We start from the raw sequence: 20504 nt of genomic DNA on the forward strand, positions 1-20504 counted from the left end.
ACACGTAGACCGACGAATGAGATTCCACGCCATCGTTCTGACCGCCGCCTTCCTGATCCCTGCCGCCGCATACGCGAGCGACGAATGCGAGAAGTATCGAACCAGCTACGACAAGACCTACTGCATGGCGAAGCTGTTCGTCGAATCCGACAAGGAGCTCAATTCCACTTACAACGAGCTGCGCGGCAAGATCGGTGCCGCCTCGAAAGAGCAGCTCAAGAGCACGCAGGTCGCATGGATTCGCCATCGCGACAACGCATGCGAGGCATACGGCACGATCGACGTGGACTGCAATTACCGCGTGAATCGCGAGCGCGCGGAATACCTGCGCGATCGGCTTCGCGAGTGCAAGGCTGGAACGTGCCGCAGCGACATGATCGTGAAGCGGTCGTGGTGAAAAAGCTCGCGGCGAACTACTGATCAAAACTCCGCGGCGATGCATTGCACGCGTTGGCCCTCGCCACCCCTCTCCTGTAGCGGGAGAAGGGCTCGAGCGCGGATGCAGCGCGTGGTTACTTCAAAGTCCGCTCGAACAGCTCATAGATGCGGCGGTATTCGTCGTACCAGCTGTCCGAACGCGTGAAGCTGTGGCGTTCCAGCGGGTACGGCGCGATTTCCCACTTGTCCTTGCGCAGTTCGATCAGGCGCTGGCTCAGCATCACCGAATCCTTGAAGAACACGTTGTCGTCGATCATGCCGTGCGCGATCAGCAGGTTGTCCTGCAGCTTGTCGGCGAAGTTGATCGGCGAGGAGACCTGGTAGGCCTCCGGGTCGAGTTCCGGCGTGTTGAGGATGTTGCTGGTGTACTCGTGGTTGTACTGCGACCAGTCGGCCACCGGGCGCAGCGCGGCGCCGGCCTTGAACGTGCCCGGCGAACGGAACAGCGCCATGAAGGTCATGAAGCCGCCGTAGGAACCGCCGTAGATGCCGGCGCGATCCTTGTCGCCCTGCTTCGTGGCGACCAGCCAGTCCAGGCCGTCCAGGTAATCCTCGAGTTCCGGATGGCCCATCTGGCGGTAGATCGCCGTGCGCCAGTCGCGGCCGTAGCCTTCCGACGCCCGGTAGTCCAGATCGAGCACCACGTAGCCCTGCTGCACGAGCAGGTTGTGGAACATCTGCTCGCGGAAGTAGTTCGGATAACGCTCCGACACGTTCTGCAGGTAACCGGCGCCGTGCACGAACATCACGATCGGGTACTTCTTCCCGGCTTCGTAATTTTTCGGCCCGTAGAACTTGCCCCACACCACGCCGGCGCCGTGCTTGCTCGGCACCTGCACGTATTCCGGTTCGATCCACTCGCGGTTCCTGAACTCGGCCTTGCGCGTGTCGGTCAGCTGCGTCGCGTTACCGCCAGCCGCATTCACCACCGACAGCTGCGGCGGCATGTAGCTGGACGAATGGCGCACGAGCACCTTCGAACCGTCGGGCGAGAGCGTGAAATCCTCCACGCCGTCGAGCGAGGTCACTTCGCGCACGTCGCCGCCGGCGACCGGCACCGCGCAGACTTCGTAATCGCCCGGCCACTTGCGGTTGCAGGTGAAGAAGAACGTCGAGCCATCCGGCGAAAGCGTCGGCGCGGAGACTTCCCACTTGCCGCTGGTGAGCTGGCGCGACTTGCCGCCGTCGTTCACGTAAAGGTGCGAATAGCCACTGCGTTCGGACAGGAACCACAGCGCGCCGTCGCGCGTGAAGCCGAAATCGTTGAAGCCCCAGTTGATCCAGGCCTTGTCGGTGAGGCGATCGCGCGTGACGAGCTTCGCGTTGGCCAGGTCGACCCCCGCGATCCAGCGGTCCTTGTTGTCGACGGCGCGCACCAGCAGCGCGACGTTGCGCGAATCCTCGCTCCAGTGGATCGCCGGGCCCGAACCGTCGCCGTCGCTTTCGATGCGCACTGGGCGATCGCCCTTCAGCGGCTCCTGCTTCGCGGCCTTGCGCATCGCGGCGAGCGGGTCGTCCCCGATGCCCGGCAACGTGTCGAATTTCAGCTCGGTCGCCTTTGACGCGTTCACGTCCACCAGCCACAGCTTGTGCGGCACCGGATCGTTGCGGCCGACGCGCGTGCGCACGTCCTCGAATTCCTCGTAGCCCGACTCGGTCACGTACTTCGGCATCTTGCCGGCCTGGCCTTCGTCGGCGCCCTTCGCGGCGGTGACGACCAGCAGCCACTTGCCGTCCGGCGACAGCGCGCTGTCGACGATCGCGACGTCGGTGCCCAGGTACGTCGGCGCCGGCGCACGCGTCGGATCGGCGCGACGCCACGCTTCGTTCTGGTCGCGCGCGGCGTCGCGCGTTTCCTTGTCTTTCTTCAGCGTGGCGATCATCGCCAGCTGGCGTTCGCGCAGGTCGTCGGCCTTCGGCGGTGCGGCCGGATCCTTCTCCGCCTTCACCACCGCGGCCTGGCTCACGCCGCGACCGGCGCGCCACTGGTACCAGTCGTTCGCCTGGCGGAAGACGAGGTTGCCGTCGCTGCTCCATTGCGGCGTGGCTTCGTCGGCATTGGTGCGCGTGACCTGCGTGAGCGTGCCGTTGCGCAGGTCGCGCACGAACACGTCGCCATTACGCACGAACGCCATGCGCTGGCGCGATGCGTCGTACACCGCGCGCGGCGCGTCGAGATCGGCGCGCGCGGCACCGTCGAGCATGGTTCCGGTGCCGCCGGCGATGGGCTGCTGGTACGTGTCGCGGATCGCGGCCCCTTCACGCTTGAGTTGGTACTGAACGTGTTGGCCGTCCCAGGCCCACCAGGCCTGTTCGACCGGCGGACCGATCCAGTCGGGATCGGCCATGGCCTGGGTCAGCGTGACCGGCGTCTGCGCGTTCGCCGCGCCGGCCAGCAGAAGGATGGATACCGCAAGGGAAGTGAGGCGGATGGGACGCGATGGCATGAGGTCGTACCGGCACGGTTGGACAAAACCCCCGCAGCCTAGCAGTCCGTCGCTTTGCCGGATCGGGCCATGCGTCATGGGGTGGACGATTTGGCCCAAGACAGCGTTCGTGACCGGGCACACACTTTATGCCCGGCCGACACCGAGGTACTGAGCCGTGGACCCGCTGCTGCTTTCGCGCATCCAGTTCGGATTCGTCATTTCGTTCCACATCCTGTTCCCGGCGTTCACCATCGGGCTGGCGAGCTGGCTGGCCTTCGTCGAATGGCGCTGGCTGCGCACGCGCGACACGCTCTGGCGCGACCTGTATTTCTTCTGGATCAAGATCTTCGCCGTGTCCTTCGGCATGGGCGTGGTGTCGGGCATCGTGATGAGTTTCCAGTTCGGCACGAACTGGGCGACGCTCAGCGAACAGGCCGGCAACATCCTCGGCCCGTTGCTGAGTTACGAGGTGCTCACCGCGTTCTTCCTGGAAGCCACGTTCCTCGGCGTGATGCTGTTCGGCTGGGGGCGCGTGAGCGAGAAGCTGCACTTCCTCAGCACCTCGATGGTCGCGCTGGGCACGCTGATCTCCACCTTCTGGATCATCGCCGCCAACAGCTGGATGCAGACGCCGCAGGGCTACAGCCTCGTGGACGGCGTGTTCCACCCGGACGACTGGTTCGCGATCATCTTCAATCCGTCCTTCCCCGTGCGGCTGGCGCACATGGTGCTCGCCGCCTTCATCACGACGTGTTTCGTGATCGGTGGCGTGGGCGCGTCGTACCTGCTGCGCGGCGTGCACGTGGATGCCGGCAAACGCATGTTGAAGGCCGCGGTGTTGTTCGCCGCGATCACGGTGCCGGCGCAGGTGATCGTCGGCGATCTGCACGGGCTGAACGTGCTGGAGCATCAACCCACGAAAGTCGCCGCGCTCGAAGGCCATTGGGAAAGCGAGCCCGAAGGCCACGGCATGCCCTTCGTCGTCTTCGCGGTGCCGAACGAACGCGCCGAGCGCAACGATTTCGAATTCGCCATTCCGCGCGCGGGCAGCATCATCCTCACGCATTCGTGGAATGGCGACATCCCGCCGCTGAAATCCGTGCCAGCGAGCGAGCGTCCGCCGGTGAAGCCGGTGTTCTACGCGTTCCGCGTGATGGTCGGCCTCGGCACGCTGATGCTGGTCCTCACGCTGTATTCGCTGTACCGGTTCTGGCGCGGGAACCTCTACGAATCGCGCCTGGCGCTGCGCGGCTGGCGCCTGCTCACGCTGGCGGGCTTCGTCTGCATGTTGGCGGGCTGGTACGTCACCGAGATCGGCCGCCAGCCGTACGTGATCTACGGCCTGCTGCGCACCGCCGATGCGGTGAGCCCGACGCTTGCCGCCGCGGCGGTGATGACCTCGCTGACCGTCTACATGGTCGTGTACGCGATCGTGTTCGGGTCGGGCATGTGGTACCTCACGCGCCTGGTGAAGAAGGGGCCGCTGCCGCACGAGCCGCCACAGCACACGCAGGGCGGCGACAAGACGCCGGCGCGTCCGCTCTCGGCCGCGGGCGAAGATCTCGAGGAGGGCGTGTGATGGACATGGCCACCGCGCTTCCGGTGATCTGGTTCGGCGTGATCGGTTTCGGCGTGCTGATGTACGTCGTGCTCGACGGTTTCGTGCTGGGCTTGGGCATCCTCGCGCCCTTCGCGGAAACCGAGCAGCAGCTGGACCACATGATGAACACCGCCGCGCCCATCTGGGACGGCAACGAGACCTGGCTGGTGCTCGGCGGCGCGGGGCTGCTCGCGGCGTTTCCGAAGGCCTATGCGGTCGTGCTGTCGGCGCTGTACCTGCCGGTGCTGCTGATGCTGATCGCGCTGGTGTTCCGCGGCGTCGCGTTCGAATTCCGCTTCAAGGCCAATCGCGCGAAGTTCGCCTGGGGCGTCGCGTTCTCGCTGGGTTCGATGGTGTGCGCCTTCGCGCAGGGCCTGATCCTCGGCGCGCTGGTGGAAGGCATGCCGCTGCAGGACGGCAAGTACATGGCCGGCGCGTTCGGCTGGTTCAGCCCGTTCTCGATGCTGACCGGCGTGGCGGTGCTGTTCGGCTACGCGCTGCTCGGATCGACCTGGCTGATCCTGAAAACCGAGGGCCGCATGCAGGACATCGCGCGCGGCCTGACGCGGCCGCTGGTGCTGGTGGTGGTCGCATTCATGGGGCTGGTGAGCGCGTGGCTGCCGTTCCTGGACTCGCGGATCATGGCGCGCTGGTTCGAGGACGGGAATTTCTGGTGGCTGGCGCCGGTGCCGCTGCTCGCGCTGGCGAACGCCTTCGCGCTGTGGCGCGCGGCGATGCGCCGCGGGCGCGACGCGACGCCGTTCGTGCTGACGCTGAGCTTCTTCGCGCTCGGCTTCGTCGGTCTGGTGCTCGGCATCTGGCCAAACATCGTGCCGCCCGGCCTGACGATCTGGGACGCGGCCTCGCCGCCTTCGTCGCAGGGCTTCGTGCTGGTGGGCCTGATCGTCCTGCTGCCGGCGATCCTGGGCTACACGTACTGGTCCTACAGCGTGTTCAAGGGAAAGGTCGCGGCGGACGCGGGATATCACTGAACCGGGAACCGGGAACCGGGAATCGGGAATCGGGAATCGGGAATCGGGAATCGGGAAGCGGGAAGCGGGAAGCGGGAATCGGGAATCGGGAATCGGGAATCGGGAAGCGGGAATCGGGAAGCGGGAAGCGGGAAGCGGGAATCGGGAAGCGGGAATCGGGAAGCGGGAATCGGGAATCGGGAAGCGGGAAGCGGGAATCGGGAAGCGGGAAGCGGGAAGCGGGAAGCGGGAAGCGGGAAGCGGGAATCGGGAAGCGGGAATCGGGAAGCGGGAAGCGGGAAGCGGGAAGCGGGAAGCGGGAAGCGGGAAGCGGGAAGCGCCTGCTGTGATGGCGGACGACCACCTTCACACACGCGCTTTACGATTCCCCAATCCCCATTCCCGATTCACGGCTTTCCACCGGTATGCTGTGGCGAAAATCTCGCCGCGCCGTCCCCCAGGCGCGTTCGCTGCCGGAACCGATGCAAGCCTACGTCTACAAGAGCCTCCGCAAGGCCGACACCTACGTTTACCTCGCCCAGCGCGACGACTTCGCGCGTCTGCCCGAACCGCTGCGCACGCAGCTGGGCACGCTGCATTTCGTGCTGGAAGTGGCGCTGACCCCCGAACGCAAGCTGGCCCGCGAGGACGTGGCCGTCGTGCGCGAGAACCTGGTCATGCGCGGGTTCCACCTGCAGTTCCCGCCCACCGTCGAAGACCCGATGCGCGAAGACTGGGGCACCGATGCCTGAGCCGACGCCCTCCGCACGCGCGTCCCGTACCGCCTCGATGCCCCTGCGCATCGGCGGCGTGCTGGCCGGCGGCGTTTTGCTGGGGCTCATCGCGGGCTTCGGCGGCCTCGTCGCGGCGATCGCCGGCGTTCTCGCGCAACCCCTGAACGCACTGGCCGTGCGCGCCTGGCGCGACGGCGGCCTGCCCGCTCGCCGTGAAGCGATTCGCGACGGCCTCGCGCTCGCGCTGGTCTGGATCGGCGCCGTGGGCGTGCTCGCCGCGCTGCTCGCCTGGCCGATGTCCTCGCTGCTTTCGCGCGGGTCGCTGGCGGCCGCGCTGGGCGTGAGCGTCGTCGTCGGCGTTGCGCTGCTCGGCCTGTGGCGCGTGTGGCCGCTGTGGCTCGGCCTGGAACGCGACGGCGGCCCCGTCCCGGAACACTGGCACGCGCTGGGCGAACTCGAACTCGGCGCGTGGCGCGGCCTGGGCGTGGCGGCGATCGTGCTGGCGATGCTCGTCGCCATCGTGGCGCTGGCCTGGCCGCAGCTGCTCGGCGGCGGCGCGCGCTGGACGCTCGCGGTGTTGCTCGCGATCGGCGCGCCCGCGCTGCACGCGTTGCTGCAGCAGATCGAGCCCGCCGACCCGCTGCCCGGTTTCGCCTTCGACGCCGACGAGGACGACGCCGAAGCCGACGAGCCCGTCGCGCTCGCCGACGGCGAACCGCTCGCGCCGCTGCTGTACGCCGCCGCCCGCGCCGGCCGCGTCGAACGCGCGCTGGAGCTGATCGAACTCGGCGCCGACGTCACCGCGCCGCCGCCGTCGGACGATCGCGACCAGCGCAGCCTCGCCGTGCTCGCCGCCGTACTGCCCGACCTGCGCCTGCTGCGCGCGCTCATCGCCAACGGCGCGGACCTCAACGCGAGCCATGCCGGCATGACGCCGCTGCTCGCCGCCACGCGCGACAGCTGGCACGGCCGCCCCGATGCGGTGATGACGCTGCTCGCCAACGGCGCCGATCCGCGCCTGACCGACGCCGACGGCAATACGCCGCTGCACCACGCCGCGCGCAGTTCCGACCCGGGCGTCGCCGCGCTGCTGCGCGACGCGGCCGCCGAACTCGACCCGCTCAATCGCGAGGGCGTGTCGCCGCTCGGCATGGCGTGCGCGGTCGGTAACTGGCGGCTGGCGAAATTCCTGCTGGAACGCGGCGCGCGTCCGGAACCCGCCGACGGCCAACCGGCGCTGCTCGCCGCGGCCGGTGGCGAGGAGGACGACGCGGCCGGTGTCGCGCTGCTGCTCAAGCACAAGGCGAAGGTGGACGCGCGCGACCGCCGCGGCCGCACCGCGCTCCACGAAGCCGCGTTCGCCGGCCACGTCGACATCGCCGGGACGCTTCTGGCCGCCCACGCCGATCCGTCGATCCGCGACCACGATGGCCGCACGCCGTTCCTCGAAGCCGCGCGCGCCTCGCGCGAAGCGCTGTTCGACCGCCTGCTGCAGCATCTGCCGCGGGGCGGCGCCGAAGCCGCCACCAGCGCCGACGCGCGCGGCCGCACCGCGCTGATCCTCGCGTGCATGGCCGACTCGCCCTCGCCGACGCTCGTGCAGAAACTACTGGACCTGGGCAGCGATGCCGAACATCGCGACGCCGACGGAAAGCGCGCGATCGATCGCGCCGCCGAAGCCGGGCGCTGGTCGCTGGTCGCCGCGCTGGATCGCGCGTACCCGCTCCCGGCCGCGCTCAGCGAAGACGCCGATGACGACGCGCCGCTGCCCGATCGCGCGCCGACCGTGCTGCTGCGCGACGGCCTTCGCGATGGTCGTGCCGAGGAACTCGGCGGGCTCGCGCAGCTGCTGAGCGCGCGCGAACGCGGCGCGCTGCTGCACGACGAAGACGCCATCGGGTCGGCCCAGCGCGTGCGCTGGCTGCTCGCGCAGGGTGCCGATGCCGAAGTACGCGACCCGCAGGGCGACACGCCCGTGCACGCGATGCTCGCGCGCGTGCCCGAGGCCGAGACCTCGCTGCGCGCGCTGCTGGAGCGCGCGGTGTCCCCGGCGGGTGCCGGCGGCCTCTCGCGCCTGCTGGCGTCCGCGCAAGGCGGAGCGGGCGATGTTGCCGGGCTGGAGAACCTCGCGCTGGACCTGCTCGATCGCGGCGCCGATCCGTTCGCGCGCTCGGCTGCGGGCGATCCGGCGCTCGCGCTCGCCGTGCGCCTGGGTTGGGCGCGCCTGCTTGATCGCCTGCTCGCGATCGGCGTGGACCTCAACGCGCGCGACAGCCACGGCATGAGCGCGCTGCACCTGGCGGCCGCGCTCGGACGCGACGGCATGCTCAAGCGCCTGGTCGCGCATGGCGCCGCGCCCGACCTGCTCGCCGCCGACGGGCAGACGCCGCTCGGCGTCGCGCTGTCGTCGGGACGTCGCGACCTCGCCGACTGGCTCGACTGGCGCGGCTGGCCGCTGCCGCGTCGCCCGCTGCAGGCGCAGGACATTCCCGCCGCCGCGATCGTCGGCGACGCCGATGCGGTGCGTCGCCTGCTCGACCTCGGCCTGCCGGTCGATGCGACCGACACGCAGGGCTGCACCGCGCTGCTGCGCGCCGCCGGCGGCGGACACCGCGCCGTCGTCGACCTGCTGCTGGCGCGCGGCGCCGATCCGCAGCGCACGGCCAATTCCGGCGCGACGCCGCTCTCGGCCGCCGTGAGCATGCGTCACGCGGACATCGTCGACCGCCTGCTCGCCGCGGGCGCCCCGCTGGAGCAGCGCCTGCCGGGCGATCTCACCGTGCTGATGGTCGCGTGCGCGCTCGGCCTGACCGATCTGGCCGCGCGCCTGCTTGCCGCCGGCGCCGACGTGCAGGCCTGCGACGCGCAGGGTCGTCAGGCGCTGCATTGCGCGGCGATGTACGGCTTCAACGCGCGCGAGCGATCGCGACTGGTCGCGTTGTTCGACACGCTGCTGCTGGCCGGCGTGGATGCCGACCAGCCGGCTGCCGGTGCGACGCCGCTGCTGCTGCTGCTCGGCGCGCGTGCCGAACCGGGCAGCGATGCCGACGAGGACGTGCTCGTCGCCGGCCTGCAGTTGCTGATCGACCACGACGCCTCGCTCGATGCGAAGGACCCGCGCGGCTTCGGCCCGCTGCACCTGGCGGCGCTGCATGGCCTGCCGCGCGTGGTGCAGTTCCTGCTGCGCGCCGGCGCCGACCCCGACCTGCGCGACGCGCTCAACCGCACGCCGCGCGAGATCGCGGTGATGCGCGGCTTCATCGACATCGCCGCGGAATTCGCGCCGGCCACGCCGGGACAGAATCTGTCGATGGCGCGGTTCCTGCGGGAGCCGCGCTGAGGCGACGCGCGGCGCATGCCGGCGCCGTCGTCTGATTCCTTCTCCTGTCATCCCGGCGAAAGCCGGGACCCAGCGTGTGTAGCCCGGGTAAGCGGAGCGCACCCGGGGTTCTGGAGCCGAGCAGCCGAGTTAGCGCAACATCGCGGCGCCGCGCGGGACGGCAGCATCGCGCGATCGCATCGGTTCCTACGCAATCGCTGGCGCCGTCCTGTTCGGGTGGACGGTAGCTGGCTTGCCGGAGACGGATGCACGTCCCGGGTGCGCTTCGCTTACCCGGGCTACAAAAGCGGGACGCGAGCGCGACCGCTCACTCTTCCTCGTCCACCGCCGCCAGATCCTTGCGCGTGGCATCGGCGATCTCGTTCAGCACGCCGGTGCCGCGGTCGGCGTCGAACAGCTCTTCCAGTTCGCGGCGCGCATCCTGCGTGGATTGCAGCAGCGCGTCTTCGTCGTCGCGGATCAGCGATTGCGCATGCAGCAGGCGCAGGTCGTGTTCGCGGAAGCGCTCGGCATGGCTGCGCGCGGTGTCTTCGGGGATGCCCAGTTCGACCAGCACCTTCTCGCCCATCTTCAGGCTGCTGTAGAAGGTCTCGCGGATCGCGCGCGCTCCCAGGTCCATCAGTTCCCATGCGTGCCGGCGATCGCGTGCGCGCGCGAAGATCGTCGCGTCCGGATACAGCCGGCGGATCGTTTCGACCGTGCGCAGGTTCTCCTCGACGCCGTCGATGGCGATCACGAACACCTTGACCTGGTCGGCGCCGCACGAGCGCAGCAGTTCGGGTTTCGCGGGGTCGCCGTAATACACCGGATTGCCGAAGCGGCGCACGAAATCGACCTGGTCGGCGCTGTGCTCGATCGCGATGAAACGCGTGTGCTGCGCCAGCAGCAGTCGGGCGACGATCTGCCCGAAGCGGCCGAAGCCGGCGATCAGCACTTCGGGCTGGTCGTTGGGGATCGTGTCGAACGCGCGTTCCTGCGTGCGCGGCGCGGCCGACAGCAGTCGCGCGATCGCGATCACCAGCAACGGCGTGAGCGCCATCGAGATGCCGACCGCGGCGACGAGGCGGTCGCGCGTCGGGTCGTCGATCAGGCCCGATTTCACCGCTTCGTTGAACACCACGAAGGCGAACTCGCCGCCGAGCGCCAGCACTGCGCCGAGCCGCAGCGATTCTCGCGTGCCCAGGCCGCCGGGCACGTGGCCGACGAAATACAGGATCGAGAATTTCACCATCAGCAGCGCGATGGCGAGGCCGGTGATGAGCACGGGTTCGGACAGCAGGCGGTCCAGGTCGATGCTCATGCCCACGGCCATGAAGAACAGGCCGAGCAGCAGGCCCTTGAACGGATCGATCTGCGCTTCGAGTTCGTGGCGGAATTCCGAATCGGCCAGCAGCACGCCAGCGAGGAACGCGCCCAGGCCCGCCGAGAGCCCCGCGCCCTGCATGATCCACGCGGTGCCGAGCACCACCAGCAGCGCGGCGCCGGTGAACACCTCCGGCATCTGCGCACGCGCGACGATGCGGAACACCTGCCGCAGCACGAAGCGGCCGCCGATCACCACCGCGGCGATCGCGCCCAGTGCCTTGGCGACCTCGTCCCAGCCCACGTTGTCCGCGGCGCCCGCGCGACCGAGCAGCGGGATCGCCGCCAGCAGCGGAATCGCCGCGAGATCCTGGAACAGCAGGATCGCGAACCCCAGGCGCCCGTGGTCGGTCGTCATCGCCTTGCGTTCGGACAGCAGTTGCAGGCCGATCGCCGTCGACGAGAACGCCAGGCCCATGCCGATCACCAGCGCGGCCTGCCACGACGAACCGGCGATCATCGCCGCGGCGCCGATGGCGAGCGCGCTGAGCCCGACCTGCGCGCCGCCGGCGCCGAAGATCGGCTTGCGCATGACCCGCAGGCGCGCCGGCGAGAGCTCCAGGCCGATCACGAACAGCAGCATGACCACGCCGATCTCGGCCGCCGTCAGCACCGGCTCGGCGTTGGCGACGAAGCGCAGCCCGTACGGCCCCAGCGTCACGCCCGCGGCGAGGTACCCCAGCACCGCACCGAGGCCGAAACGACGGAACACCGGCACCGCGATCACCGCGGCCAGCAGGAATACCAGTGCGAGTTCGAGACCGCCGCCGTGCATATCGCCTCCGTCCGGGAATTATGCCCGGGGCGGTGTGGATCGCGGGGCCGGAACGCCGGCGTTTGCAATCCCGCCCGCCCTGCATTCTGATGCGCAGGCAGCCGGTGTCATGAACGGCCGCGGGCGCGGGGGAGCCGTGCCGTCGAATGGACACGTCGAAAGGGGACGGATCGAATGAAAGGGAAGCACTGGTTCATCGCGCTCGCGGTGATGTTCCTGGCGACGGGCGCGCACGCCGGCGGCAAGGCCGCGGTTCGCAAGCAGATGGAGTCGAGCATGGTGTTCACCGGCATGGTGGACATCGAGCCCGACGGACACGTGAGCGGTTACACGCTCGACCGCCCCGGCGCGTTGCCGCCCGTCGTGCAGAAGGTCATGGATCGCGCCACGAAGACGTGGACCTTCGAGCCGCCGAAGGCCGACGGCAAGGTCGTACGCGCACGCACCGCGATGAGTGTCCGCCTGGTCGCCACGCGCAATGCGGAAGACGGCACCTTCGCTGTGCGGATCGCTAGCGCGAACTTCGGCCGGCCGGCGAAGGAGGAGTTCGTCGTCGGCAAGGCGCTCACGCCGCCGCGCTATCCGAAGGTCGCGGCGATGAGCCATGCGAGCGGAACGGTCTACGTCATTGTCCGCGTCGGGCGCGACGGTCGCGTCGAGGATGCGATGGCCGAGCAGGTCAATCTCACCGTCATCGACAGCGAGAACGGCATGAAGCGGTGGCGCGAAACGCTCGCGCGGGCGGCGGTGGAAGGCGCGCGCTCGTGGACGTTCGACGTGCCGACCCGTGGCGAGGACGTGGACGCGCCGTTCTGGCTGGCGCGCGTGCCGGTCAGCTTCCACGTGAACAACGGACCGGCCGCGTACGGGCAGTGGGAAGCGTACATCCCGGGCCCGCGCGAGTCGGCGCCGTGGCTCGGCGGCATGGACGCCTCGCTGGGTTCCGATGCCGTGGCCGATGGCGGCATCTATCCGGTCGGCAATTACGGCCCGAAGCTGCTGACGCCGCTCGACGGCGCCTGAGCGTTCGATCCGGCGCCACGAAAAACGCCCCGCGATGCGGGGCGTTTCGTATCCGGCTGAGATGGATCTCAGCGCTTCATCGAGCTGAAGAACTCGTCGTTCGACTTGGTCGTCTTCATCTTGTCCAGCAGGAACTCCATCGCGCCGATCTCGTCCATGCCGTGCAGGAGTTTGCGCAGGATCCAGATCTTCTGCAGCAGTTCCGGCTCGATCAGCAGGTCTTCGCGACGCGTGCCGGAGCGGTTGATGTTGATGGCCGGGTAGACGCGCTTCTCGGCGATGCGACGGTCCAGGTGCACTTCGGAGTTGCCGGTGCCCTTGAACTCCTCGTAGATCACCTCGTCCATCTTGCTGCCGGTGTCGATCAGCGCGGTGGCGATGATGGTCAGCGAACCGCCTTCCTCGACGTTACGGGCCGCGCCGAAGAAACGCTTCGGACGATGCAGCGCGTTGGCGTCGACACCACCGGTGAGCACCTTGCCCGACGACGGCACGACGTTGTTGTACGCGCGGGCCAGGCGGGTGATCGAGTCGAGCAGGATCACGACGTCCTTCTTGTGCTCGACCAGGCGCTTGGCGCGCTCGATCACCATCTCGGCGACCTGCACGTGGCGGCCGGCGGGTTCGTCGAAGGTCGACGACACCACTTCGCCGCGCACGGTGCGCTGCATTTCGGTCACTTCTTCCGGGCGTTCGTCGACGAGCAGCACGATCAGGTGCACGTCCGGATGATTGCTGGTGATGGCCGTGGCCACCTGCTGCATCATCATCGTCTTGCCCGCCTTGGGCGGCGAGACGATCAGCGCGCGCTGGCCTTTGCCCTGCGGCGCCATCAGGTCGAGGATGCGGCCGGTGATATCTTCGGTCGAACCGTCGCCGCGCTCCAGGCGGAAGCGCTTGCGCGGGAACAGCGGGGTCAGGTTCTCGAACAGGACCTTGTTCTTCGACGCTTCCAGCGGCTCGCCGTTGATCGTGTCGACCACGGCCAGCGCGAAGTAGCGCTCGCCGTCCTTCGGCCAGCGGATGCGGCCGGACAGGTGGTCGCCGGTGCGCAGGTTGAAGCGGCGGATCTGGCTGGGCGAGATGTACACGTCGTCCGGGCCGGCCAGGTAGCTGGCCTCGGCGGCGCGCAGGAAGCCGAAGCCGTCCGGCAGGATTTCCAGCACGCCGTCGGCGGCGACGCCTTCACCGTGGCGGGTGAGCACCTTCAGGACGGCGAAGATGACGTCCTGCTTGCGGGCGCGGGCGACGCCTTCCTGGATCTGCAGCTGGTCGGCCACGTCCAGCAGTTTCGGCGTGGGCATGCGCTTGAGGTCGCCCAGCGAATACTGCGGGAAGCCTTCCGGCACCTGCGGGTGCGGGCGCGGCACGAACTGCTCGCCGTTGCCGCCGTCGTCCTGCATGCCGCCGTTCTGGTCGCGGTAGCGCTCGCGCTGGCGTTCGCGACGGTTGCGGAAGCGGTCGCGGCGGTTATTGCCGCCACGGTTGGCGTCGTCGCGGCCTTCGCGGTGCTGGCCGCCTTCGCCGCCCTGGGCGGACGAGGCGCCTTCGGCGCGCGATTCGGATGAAGCGGAGGCATCGGCGGCCGGGGCCGGCGCTTCGGCGCGCGGCGCGGGCGGCGCGCTCGGGGCGGGAGCGCCGGAGGTGTCGGCGGAAGCGGCGGCAGGCGCGTTGTCGGCGGCCTTGCTCACGCGTGCCTTGCGCACGCGCTTCTCGGCGACTTCGCCGGCGTCAGGGGTGTTATCGGACAAGCAGGGAATCCTCGCTAAGCGGCGAGCGCTCGCAGAAGGCGAGCGGAACGTCAGGGACGATGGTTTCGAAAGTGGGGTGCGGCGCGAGACGGGTCCGGACCGGTGAGGTCACGGAAGGTCAGGAACGCCGGGTGGGATGAAACTAGCACTGCCTTCGCGCGGCGGCAAGCGCCGGGACAGCGCGGGTTCAGATGGCCGGGGCCGGCGGGAAAGCGTGCGGCAACAGGCGTTTGGGGCTGGGCGGGCTTCGCGCCGAAGCCTCGGCCCGACCCTCTCCCGCGGCGGGAGAGGGCGGTACGACAGGGCGTCAGATCGCCTTGTCGATCATCTGGCTCAGCTGGGCCTTGCCGACGGCGCCGATCTGGGTCGCCTGGACCTGGCCGTTCTTGAACAGCAGCAGCATCGGGATCGAACGCACGTGGTACTTCATCGCCGTCGCGCGGTTGTGGTCCACGTTGACCTTGGCGATCTTGACCTTGCCGTCGTAGGCGGCGGCCAACTCGTCCAGCGCCGGGGCGATCATCTTGCAGGGACCGCACCATTCGGCCCAGAAATCGACCAGCACCGGTTCGGACGACTGCAGCACGGCGGCGTCGAAGTCGGCATCGCCAACGTGCAAAATTTTCTCGCTCACGGGACTCTCCTGCGGATGGGGCATGGCGGACGACCCCGGGGGCCGTCCCACGGACGGGTGATCGACCCGGCCTGGCCATCGGGCATGCCGGAACGGTCGTTACGGTAAACTGGGGCGTTTCGAGGGGACTTCAAGCCCGGACCAGCGGTCCGATCCGGCCGGTTCCCGACCCCTTTCCGAGCCGGCGCCCGAGCGGGCCCGGCCCCGGCAGTCTGCGATGCGGACGCCACCCACGCAAGCGCGCCAACGCAACATTGCATGCTGCAACTGCACGGCGCGCGCGGACTTCCAAGCTGATGAGCGACAAGCCTCTTACCGACGTTTCCTTTTCCTCGTTCGACCTGCATCCCAGCCTGTTGGCCGGGCTCGAAGCCGCCGGCTTCACCCGCTGCACGCCGATCCAGGCCCTCACGCTTCCCATCGCCCTGCAGGGTCGCGATGTCGCCGGCCAGGCGCAGACCGGCACCGGCAAGACGCTGGCCTTCCTGGTCGCGGTGATGAACCGCCTGCTGACGCGTCCGGCGCTCGCCGAGCGCAAGCCGGAAGACCCGCGCGCGCTGATCCTGGCGCCCACGCGCGAACTCGCCATCCAGATCCACAAGGACGCGGTGAAGTTCGGTTCCGACCTGGGACTGAAGTTCGCCCTGGTCTACGGCGGCGTCGACTACGACAAGCAGCGCGAACTGCTGCAGAAGGGCGCCGACATCATCATCGCCACGCCCGGCCGCCTGATCGACTACGTCAAGCAGCACAAGGTCGTGTCGCTGCACGCCTGCGAGATGTGCGTGCTCGACGAAGCCGACCGCATGTTCGACCTGGGCTTCATCAAGGACATCCGCTTCCTGCTGCGCCGCATGCCGATCCGCACCGAGCGCCAGACGCTGCTGTTCAGCGCCACGCTGAGCCACCGCGTGCTGGAGCTGGCGTACGAACACATGAACGAGCCGGAAAAGCTCGTCGTGGAAGCCGAGACCGTCACCGCCGCGCGCGTGCGCCAGAAGGTGTTCTTCCCGGCCGACGACGAGAAGATCCCGCTGCTGCTCGGCCTGCTCTCGCGGAGTGAGGGCGCGCGGACGATGGTGTTCGTCAACACCAAGGCGTTCGTCGAACGCGTCGCGCGCGCGCTGGAGAAGGGCGGTTACCGCGTCGGCGTGCTGTCCGGCGACGTGCCGCAGAAGAAGCGCGAGACGCTGCTCAACCGCTTCCAGAAGGGCCAGCTCGAGATCCTCGTCGCGACCGACGTGGCCGCGCGCGGCCTGCACATCGACGGCGTCTCGCACGTCTACAACTACGACCTGCCGTTCGACGCGGAGGACTACGTCCACCGCATCGGCCGCACCGCCCGCCTCGGCGCGGAAGGCGACGCGATCAGCTTCGCCTGCGAGCGCTACGCGATGTCGCTGCCGGACATCGAGGCCTACATCGAACAGAAGCTGCCGGTGGCGGCGGTGGACGCCGACCTGCTGGTCGCCATCCCGCGCCCGCCGCGCGAAGTGCCCGAAGGCGCGGAAGGCGAGGGCGAGAACGAGAGCATCGGCTCGATCTTCAAGGAAGCGCGCGAGCAGCGTGCGGCCGACGAGGAGCGCCGCGGCGGTGGTCGCAGCCGTGGCGCCAAGCCGGGCGGCGGTTCCCGTGGCGACGGACGTCGTGAAGGCGGTCGCCGTGAAGGCGGCCGTGACGGCGCACCGCGCAGCGAGCGCAAGCCGCGCACGCAGCCGGTCGAAGCCGCGGCGAAGAGCGACGTCGTCGATCCCTCGGTCATCCCGACGCCGGATACCGAACGCGCGCCGCGCAAGCGCCGTCGCCGTCGCGGCGGTCGCCGCATCGAGGGCGCCGACGCCGCACAGGCCGCCGCACCGGCGCAGGCCGCACCGAAGTCGCCGACCCAGGTCCATGCGCAGAAGGCAGCCGCCAAGGCCGCGGCGAAGGACGGCGACAAGCTCGGCCTGCTGCATCGCATCGGCCGCAGCCTGAAGTCGCTGATCTCGCGTTCGCCGCGCAGCCAGCACTGAGTTCGCGCGGGCGCCGGGCGGCGTCCGCGCATCGCGTCGCGAACCGCGTCGCGGTTTATGTGCCCGCGGTCGATTTCTCCCTAGCCATCGCCGCCCGTGCCGCCGATACTGGGCGGCACGAGTGTGTTAACCGGTGAGCGATGAGCGTCCTGCGCTTCGACAACGTCAGCAAGCGGTACGACGGCGGCCACGACGCGTTGAGCGAAGTGAGCTTCGAAGTCGCGCAGGGCGAAATGCTGTTCGTCACCGGCCATTCCGGCGCGGGCAAGAGCACGCTGCTCAAGCTCATCCATCTGTCCGAACGCCCGAGCCGCGGCGCCGTCGTCTTCGGCGACCGCAACCTGCTGAAGGTGCGCGGCCGTCGCATCGCGCTGCATCGTCGCGACGTCGGCGTCGTGTTCCAGGACCACCGCCTGCTCGGCGATCGCAGCGTCGCCGACAACGTCGCGCTGCCGCTGATCCTGCGCGGCATGCGTCGAGGCGACATCGGCAAGCGCGTGCGCGCGGTGCTCGACAAGGTGTCGCTGGGCGCGCGCGCCAACGCGCTGCCGTCGCAACTGTCGGCCGGTGAGCAGCAACGCGTCGGCATCGCGCGTGCGATCGTCGGCGAGCCGCGCCTGCTGGTCGCCGACGAACCCACCGGCAACCTCGATCCGACGCTGTCGGCCGAGATCATGGCGCTGTTCGAATCGCTGCCGGAGCTCGGCACGAGCGTGCTGGTGGCCAGCCACGACCTCGCGCTGGTCAAGCGCATGAAGAAGCGCGTGCTGGTGTTGAACCAGGGCCGCCTGGTCGACGACATCTCGCCGGAGGACCTGGCCCAGTGAGCGCGCCGACCGCCCCTGCATCCGCCCGCCCCTCGCGCCCGAATTCGCGTCTGGGCACCTGGTTCGACCATCACGTCTACAGCCTCGTCGCCAGCGTCGGCCGCATGCTGCGCAAGCCGTGGGCCACCGCGCTGACCATCGGCGTGATGGCGGTGGCGATCACGCTACCGCTCGGGCTGTGGGCCGCGCTCGGCAACGTCGAACGCTTCACCGGCACGGTCGAACAGTCGCGGCAGATCAGCCTGTTCCTCAAGCCGCAGGTCACCGTCGACCGTGCCCGCGCGCTCGCCGACCAGCTGCGCGGTCGTGGCGACATCGCCACGCTCGACCTGCGCACGCCCGAGCAGGGCATGGAAGAGCTGCGCCGCAGCAGCGGCCTGGGCGAGGCGATCAGCGCGGTGGACGGCAACCCGCTGCCGAGCGTGCTGATCGTGACGCCGAAGGACGACGAGACAACGCTCGCCGAGTCGCTGCGCACGCTGCCCGACGTCGATGTCGTCCAGCACGACGCCGCGTGGCGCCAGCGCCTGGACCAGTGGCTGCGCTTCGGCGTGCGCCTGGCGTGGGTGCTCGCCGCGCTGCTCGGCGTCGGCGCGCTGCTGGTTGTCGGCAATACGGTGCGACTGGACATCCAGTCGCGCCGCGATGAAATCGCCGTGCTGCAGCAGCTCGGCGCCACCGACGGCTTCATCCGCCGGCCGTTCCTGTACCTGGGCCTGAGCTACGGGCTGGTCGCCGGCCTGCTCGCACTGGCGTTGCTCACTGCCGCCGACCATGCATTGCGCGAGCCGCTCGCGGCGCTCGCACAAAGCTACGGAAGCCAGTTCGCGCTGCACGGCTTCGACCTTCGCGATGCCATCGCCATCGTGATCGGCTCCGGCCTGCTCGGCTGGATCGGCGCCGGTCTGGTCACCGGCCACTACCTGCGCCAGACGCGACCGACGACATGAGCCAGGATCTTCGCCATCTCGCCAACGCCGCGCCGCGCATCATGGTGGTCGACGGCTCCAAGCTGGTCCGCAAGCTCATCGGCGACGTGCTCACGCGCGAGCTGAGCGACGCCGTCGTCGTACCGTGCGCCGGCATCGCCGAGGCCCGCGCCGCGCTCGAAGGCGGTGCGGTCGACCTGGTCACGACCTCGCTCGTGCTGCCCGACGGCGACGGCATCGCGCTGGCGCGCGTCGTGCGCGAATCGGCGGGGCAGGCGTACGTGCCGATCATCGTCGTCTCCGGCGATGCGCAATCGCACCTGGAATCGCGCCGCTTCACCGAAGACGTCACCGACTACTTCGACAAGGCGCTCGGCCACACCGCGCTGGCCGCGTTCATCCGCGGCTACGTGCAACCGCAGCCGATCCCCGGCGCGCGCGTGCTCTACGTCGAGGACAGCAAGGTCGTCGCGCTGGCGACCAAGCGCATGCTCGAACGCCATGGCCTCACCGTGCTGCACTTCGTCGGCGTGGAAGAGGCTTTGGAATACCTGGAAACGCACCGCGGACAGGACGATGTCGGCTGCGACTGCGTGCTGACCGACGTGTACCTGAAGGGCGCGCTGAGCGGCAACGACCTGCTCGCCCGCCTGCGCGAGGATTTCGGCTACGGCAAGCGTCGCCTGCCGGTGCTGGTGATGACCGGCGACGGCAATGCCGACAACCAGAGCGCGCTCATCCGTGCCGGTGCGAACGACCTGGTGCTCAAGCCGATCGAAGAGCGCCTGCTGGTGACCAAGACCCTGTTCCAGCTGCGCCTGGCGCGGCTGCCGGAACCCACGACGCTGGACGCATGAACGAGGCGGCGGACCACGACCGCATCCGGCTGGACCCGTCGTGGAAGGCGAAAGTCGGCGATTACCTGCAGCGTCCCGACATGCAGGCGCTCTCGGCCTTCCTTCGCGACCGCAAGGCGGCCGGCGCCCGGATCTTCCCGCCCGGGCCGAACATCTTCGCCGCGTTCGACGCGACGCCGTTCGACGAGGTCAAGGTCGTCATCCTCGGCCAGGACCCGTACCACGGCGTCGGACAGGCGCATGGGCTGTGCTTCTCGGTGCAGCCGGGCGTGCCGGTGCCGCCGTCGCTGGACAACATCTTCAAGGAGATCCAGCGCGATCTCGGCGTGGCCCGGCCCGATCATGGCTGCCTGCTGCCGTGGGCCCGCCAGGGCGTGCTGATGCTCAATGCCGTGCTCACGGTGGAAGAAGGCCGCGCCGGCGCGCATCAGGGCAAGGGGTGGGAAGGCTTCACCGACCACGTCGTCGACGTGCTCAACCGCGAGCGCGACGGCCTGGTCTTCATGCTCTGGGGCAGCTACGCGCAGGCCAAGGGCAAGGTCATCGATCCGCGCCGCCACAAGGTGCTGAAGGCGCCGCATCCTTCGCCCCTCTCCGCCTACCGGGGCTTCATCGGGTCGGGGCATTTCTCGGCCGCCAACGAGTACCTCGTCCGCCACGGCAAGACGCCGATCGACTGGTCGTTGCCGGGGCAGGAAGGCCTGGGGGCCTGAACCCCGACTTGGCGGGCTCATCCGTCTTGCGGAAAACGGTTTCGGCCCAATGAACTTCTGGGGCCGGGCAAGGTCTATGAACGGGTGCGCTGGAGCGCCACGGTCATCC

At 69.2% G+C, this 20504-nt stretch carries 14 protein-coding genes and 1 pseudogene; 11 read left to right on the forward strand and 4 right to left on the reverse strand.

Features of this window, described 5'->3' with window-relative positions; genetic code table 11:
* Positions 1-16: 16 nt before the first annotated feature.
* Positions 17-397, forward strand: coding sequence for a lysozyme inhibitor LprI family protein (locus tag LA521A_RS01475; RefSeq protein ID WP_281780623.1), 381 nt, complete (start codon positions 17-19; stop codon positions 395-397).
* A 115-nt stretch (positions 398-512) separates the two neighbouring features.
* On the opposite strand, the gene LA521A_RS01480 is transcribed toward LA521A_RS01475, so the two are convergent.
* Positions 513-2885 carry a S9 family peptidase gene (locus LA521A_RS01480; protein ID WP_281780624.1) on the reverse strand — a complete coding sequence of 791 codons (2373 nt, stop codon included), beginning with the start codon at positions 2883-2885 and terminating at the stop codon, positions 513-515.
* A 157-nt stretch (positions 2886-3042) separates the two neighbouring features.
* Here LA521A_RS01480 and LA521A_RS01485 point away from each other — a divergent pair, with 157 nt between their 5' ends.
* The 4 genes from LA521A_RS01485 (at position 3043) to LA521A_RS01500 (ending at position 9512) form a co-directional block, all read left to right on the forward strand.
* Complete coding sequence (locus tag LA521A_RS01485; RefSeq protein WP_281780625.1) at positions 3043-4446, forward strand: cytochrome ubiquinol oxidase subunit I; 1404 nt, start codon at positions 3043-3045, stop codon at positions 4444-4446.
* Positions 4446-5459 carry a cytochrome d ubiquinol oxidase subunit II gene (gene cydB / locus LA521A_RS01490; RefSeq protein WP_281780626.1) on the forward strand — a complete coding sequence of 338 codons (1014 nt, stop codon included), beginning with the start codon at positions 4446-4448 and terminating at the stop codon, positions 5457-5459. The genes LA521A_RS01485 and cydB overlap by 1 nt, the downstream gene beginning before the upstream one ends.
* A 461-nt stretch (positions 5460-5920) precedes the next feature.
* Entirely contained in the window at positions 5921-6190 is a 270-nt protein-coding gene (locus LA521A_RS01495; RefSeq protein WP_281780627.1) for a YcgL domain-containing protein, read from the forward strand.
* Complete coding sequence (locus tag LA521A_RS01500; RefSeq protein ID WP_425494550.1) at positions 6183-9512, forward strand: ankyrin repeat domain-containing protein; 3330 nt, start codon at positions 6183-6185, stop codon at positions 9510-9512. Before LA521A_RS01495 ends, LA521A_RS01500 begins: the two co-directional genes overlap by 8 nt.
* Before the next feature lie 307 nt (positions 9513-9819).
* Here LA521A_RS01500 and LA521A_RS01505 read toward each other — a convergent pair whose 3' ends face one another.
* Positions 9820-11649 (reverse strand): monovalent cation:proton antiporter-2 (CPA2) family protein, encoded by a 1830-nt coding sequence (locus tag LA521A_RS01505; RefSeq protein ID WP_281780629.1) that lies wholly within the window; start codon positions 11647-11649, stop codon positions 9820-9822.
* A 174-nt stretch (positions 11650-11823) separates the two neighbouring features.
* On the opposite strand from LA521A_RS01505, the gene LA521A_RS01510 reads away from it, so the two are divergent.
* Positions 11824-12672: an energy transducer TonB gene (locus LA521A_RS01510; RefSeq protein ID WP_281780630.1), complete on the forward strand. Its 849-nt coding sequence runs from the start codon at positions 11824-11826 to the stop codon at positions 12670-12672.
* A gap of 68 nt (positions 12673-12740) precedes the next feature.
* Here LA521A_RS01510 and rho read toward each other — a convergent pair.
* Together rho and trxA are read right to left on the reverse strand one after the other, a co-directional pair.
* Positions 12741-14147: pseudogene (rho, locus tag LA521A_RS01515) on the reverse strand (transcription termination factor Rho); the annotation flags it as partial.
* Positions 14148-14730: 583 nt separating this feature from the next.
* Positions 14731-15057, reverse strand: a complete 327-nt coding sequence (gene trxA / locus LA521A_RS01520) for a thioredoxin TrxA (protein ID WP_115842696.1) — start codon at positions 15055-15057, stop codon at positions 14731-14733.
* Between the two features lie 296 nt (positions 15058-15353).
* Between trxA and rhlB the strand changes: the two genes are divergently transcribed.
* The 5 genes from rhlB (at position 15354) to ung (ending at position 20395) form a co-directional block, all read left to right on the forward strand.
* Positions 15354-17069 (forward strand): ATP-dependent RNA helicase RhlB, encoded by a 1716-nt coding sequence (rhlB, locus tag LA521A_RS01525; RefSeq protein WP_281780632.1) that lies wholly within the window; start codon positions 15354-15356, stop codon positions 17067-17069.
* A gap of 140 nt (positions 17070-17209) precedes the next feature.
* Positions 17210-17896 (forward strand): cell division ATP-binding protein FtsE, encoded by a 687-nt coding sequence (gene ftsE, locus LA521A_RS01530; protein ID WP_281780633.1) that lies wholly within the window; start codon positions 17210-17212, stop codon positions 17894-17896.
* On the forward strand, positions 17893-18846 hold the full coding sequence (gene ftsX, locus LA521A_RS01535) for a permease-like cell division protein FtsX (RefSeq protein ID WP_281780634.1): 954 nt from the start codon (positions 17893-17895) through the stop codon (positions 18844-18846). Before ftsE ends, ftsX begins: the two co-directional genes overlap by 4 nt.
* Positions 18843-19682: a response regulator gene (locus tag LA521A_RS01540; protein ID WP_281780635.1), complete on the forward strand. Its 840-nt coding sequence runs from the start codon at positions 18843-18845 to the stop codon at positions 19680-19682. Before ftsX ends, LA521A_RS01540 begins: the two co-directional genes overlap by 4 nt.
* Entirely contained in the window at positions 19679-20395 is a 717-nt protein-coding gene (ung, locus tag LA521A_RS01545) for a uracil-DNA glycosylase (RefSeq protein WP_281780636.1), read from the forward strand. The genes LA521A_RS01540 and ung overlap by 4 nt, the downstream gene beginning before the upstream one ends.
* Positions 20396-20504: the final 109 nt, after the last annotated feature.

It is taken from the genome of Lysobacter auxotrophicus, assembly GCF_027924565.1.
Taxonomy (GTDB): domain Bacteria; phylum Pseudomonadota; class Gammaproteobacteria; order Xanthomonadales; family Xanthomonadaceae; genus Lysobacter_J; species Lysobacter_J auxotrophicus.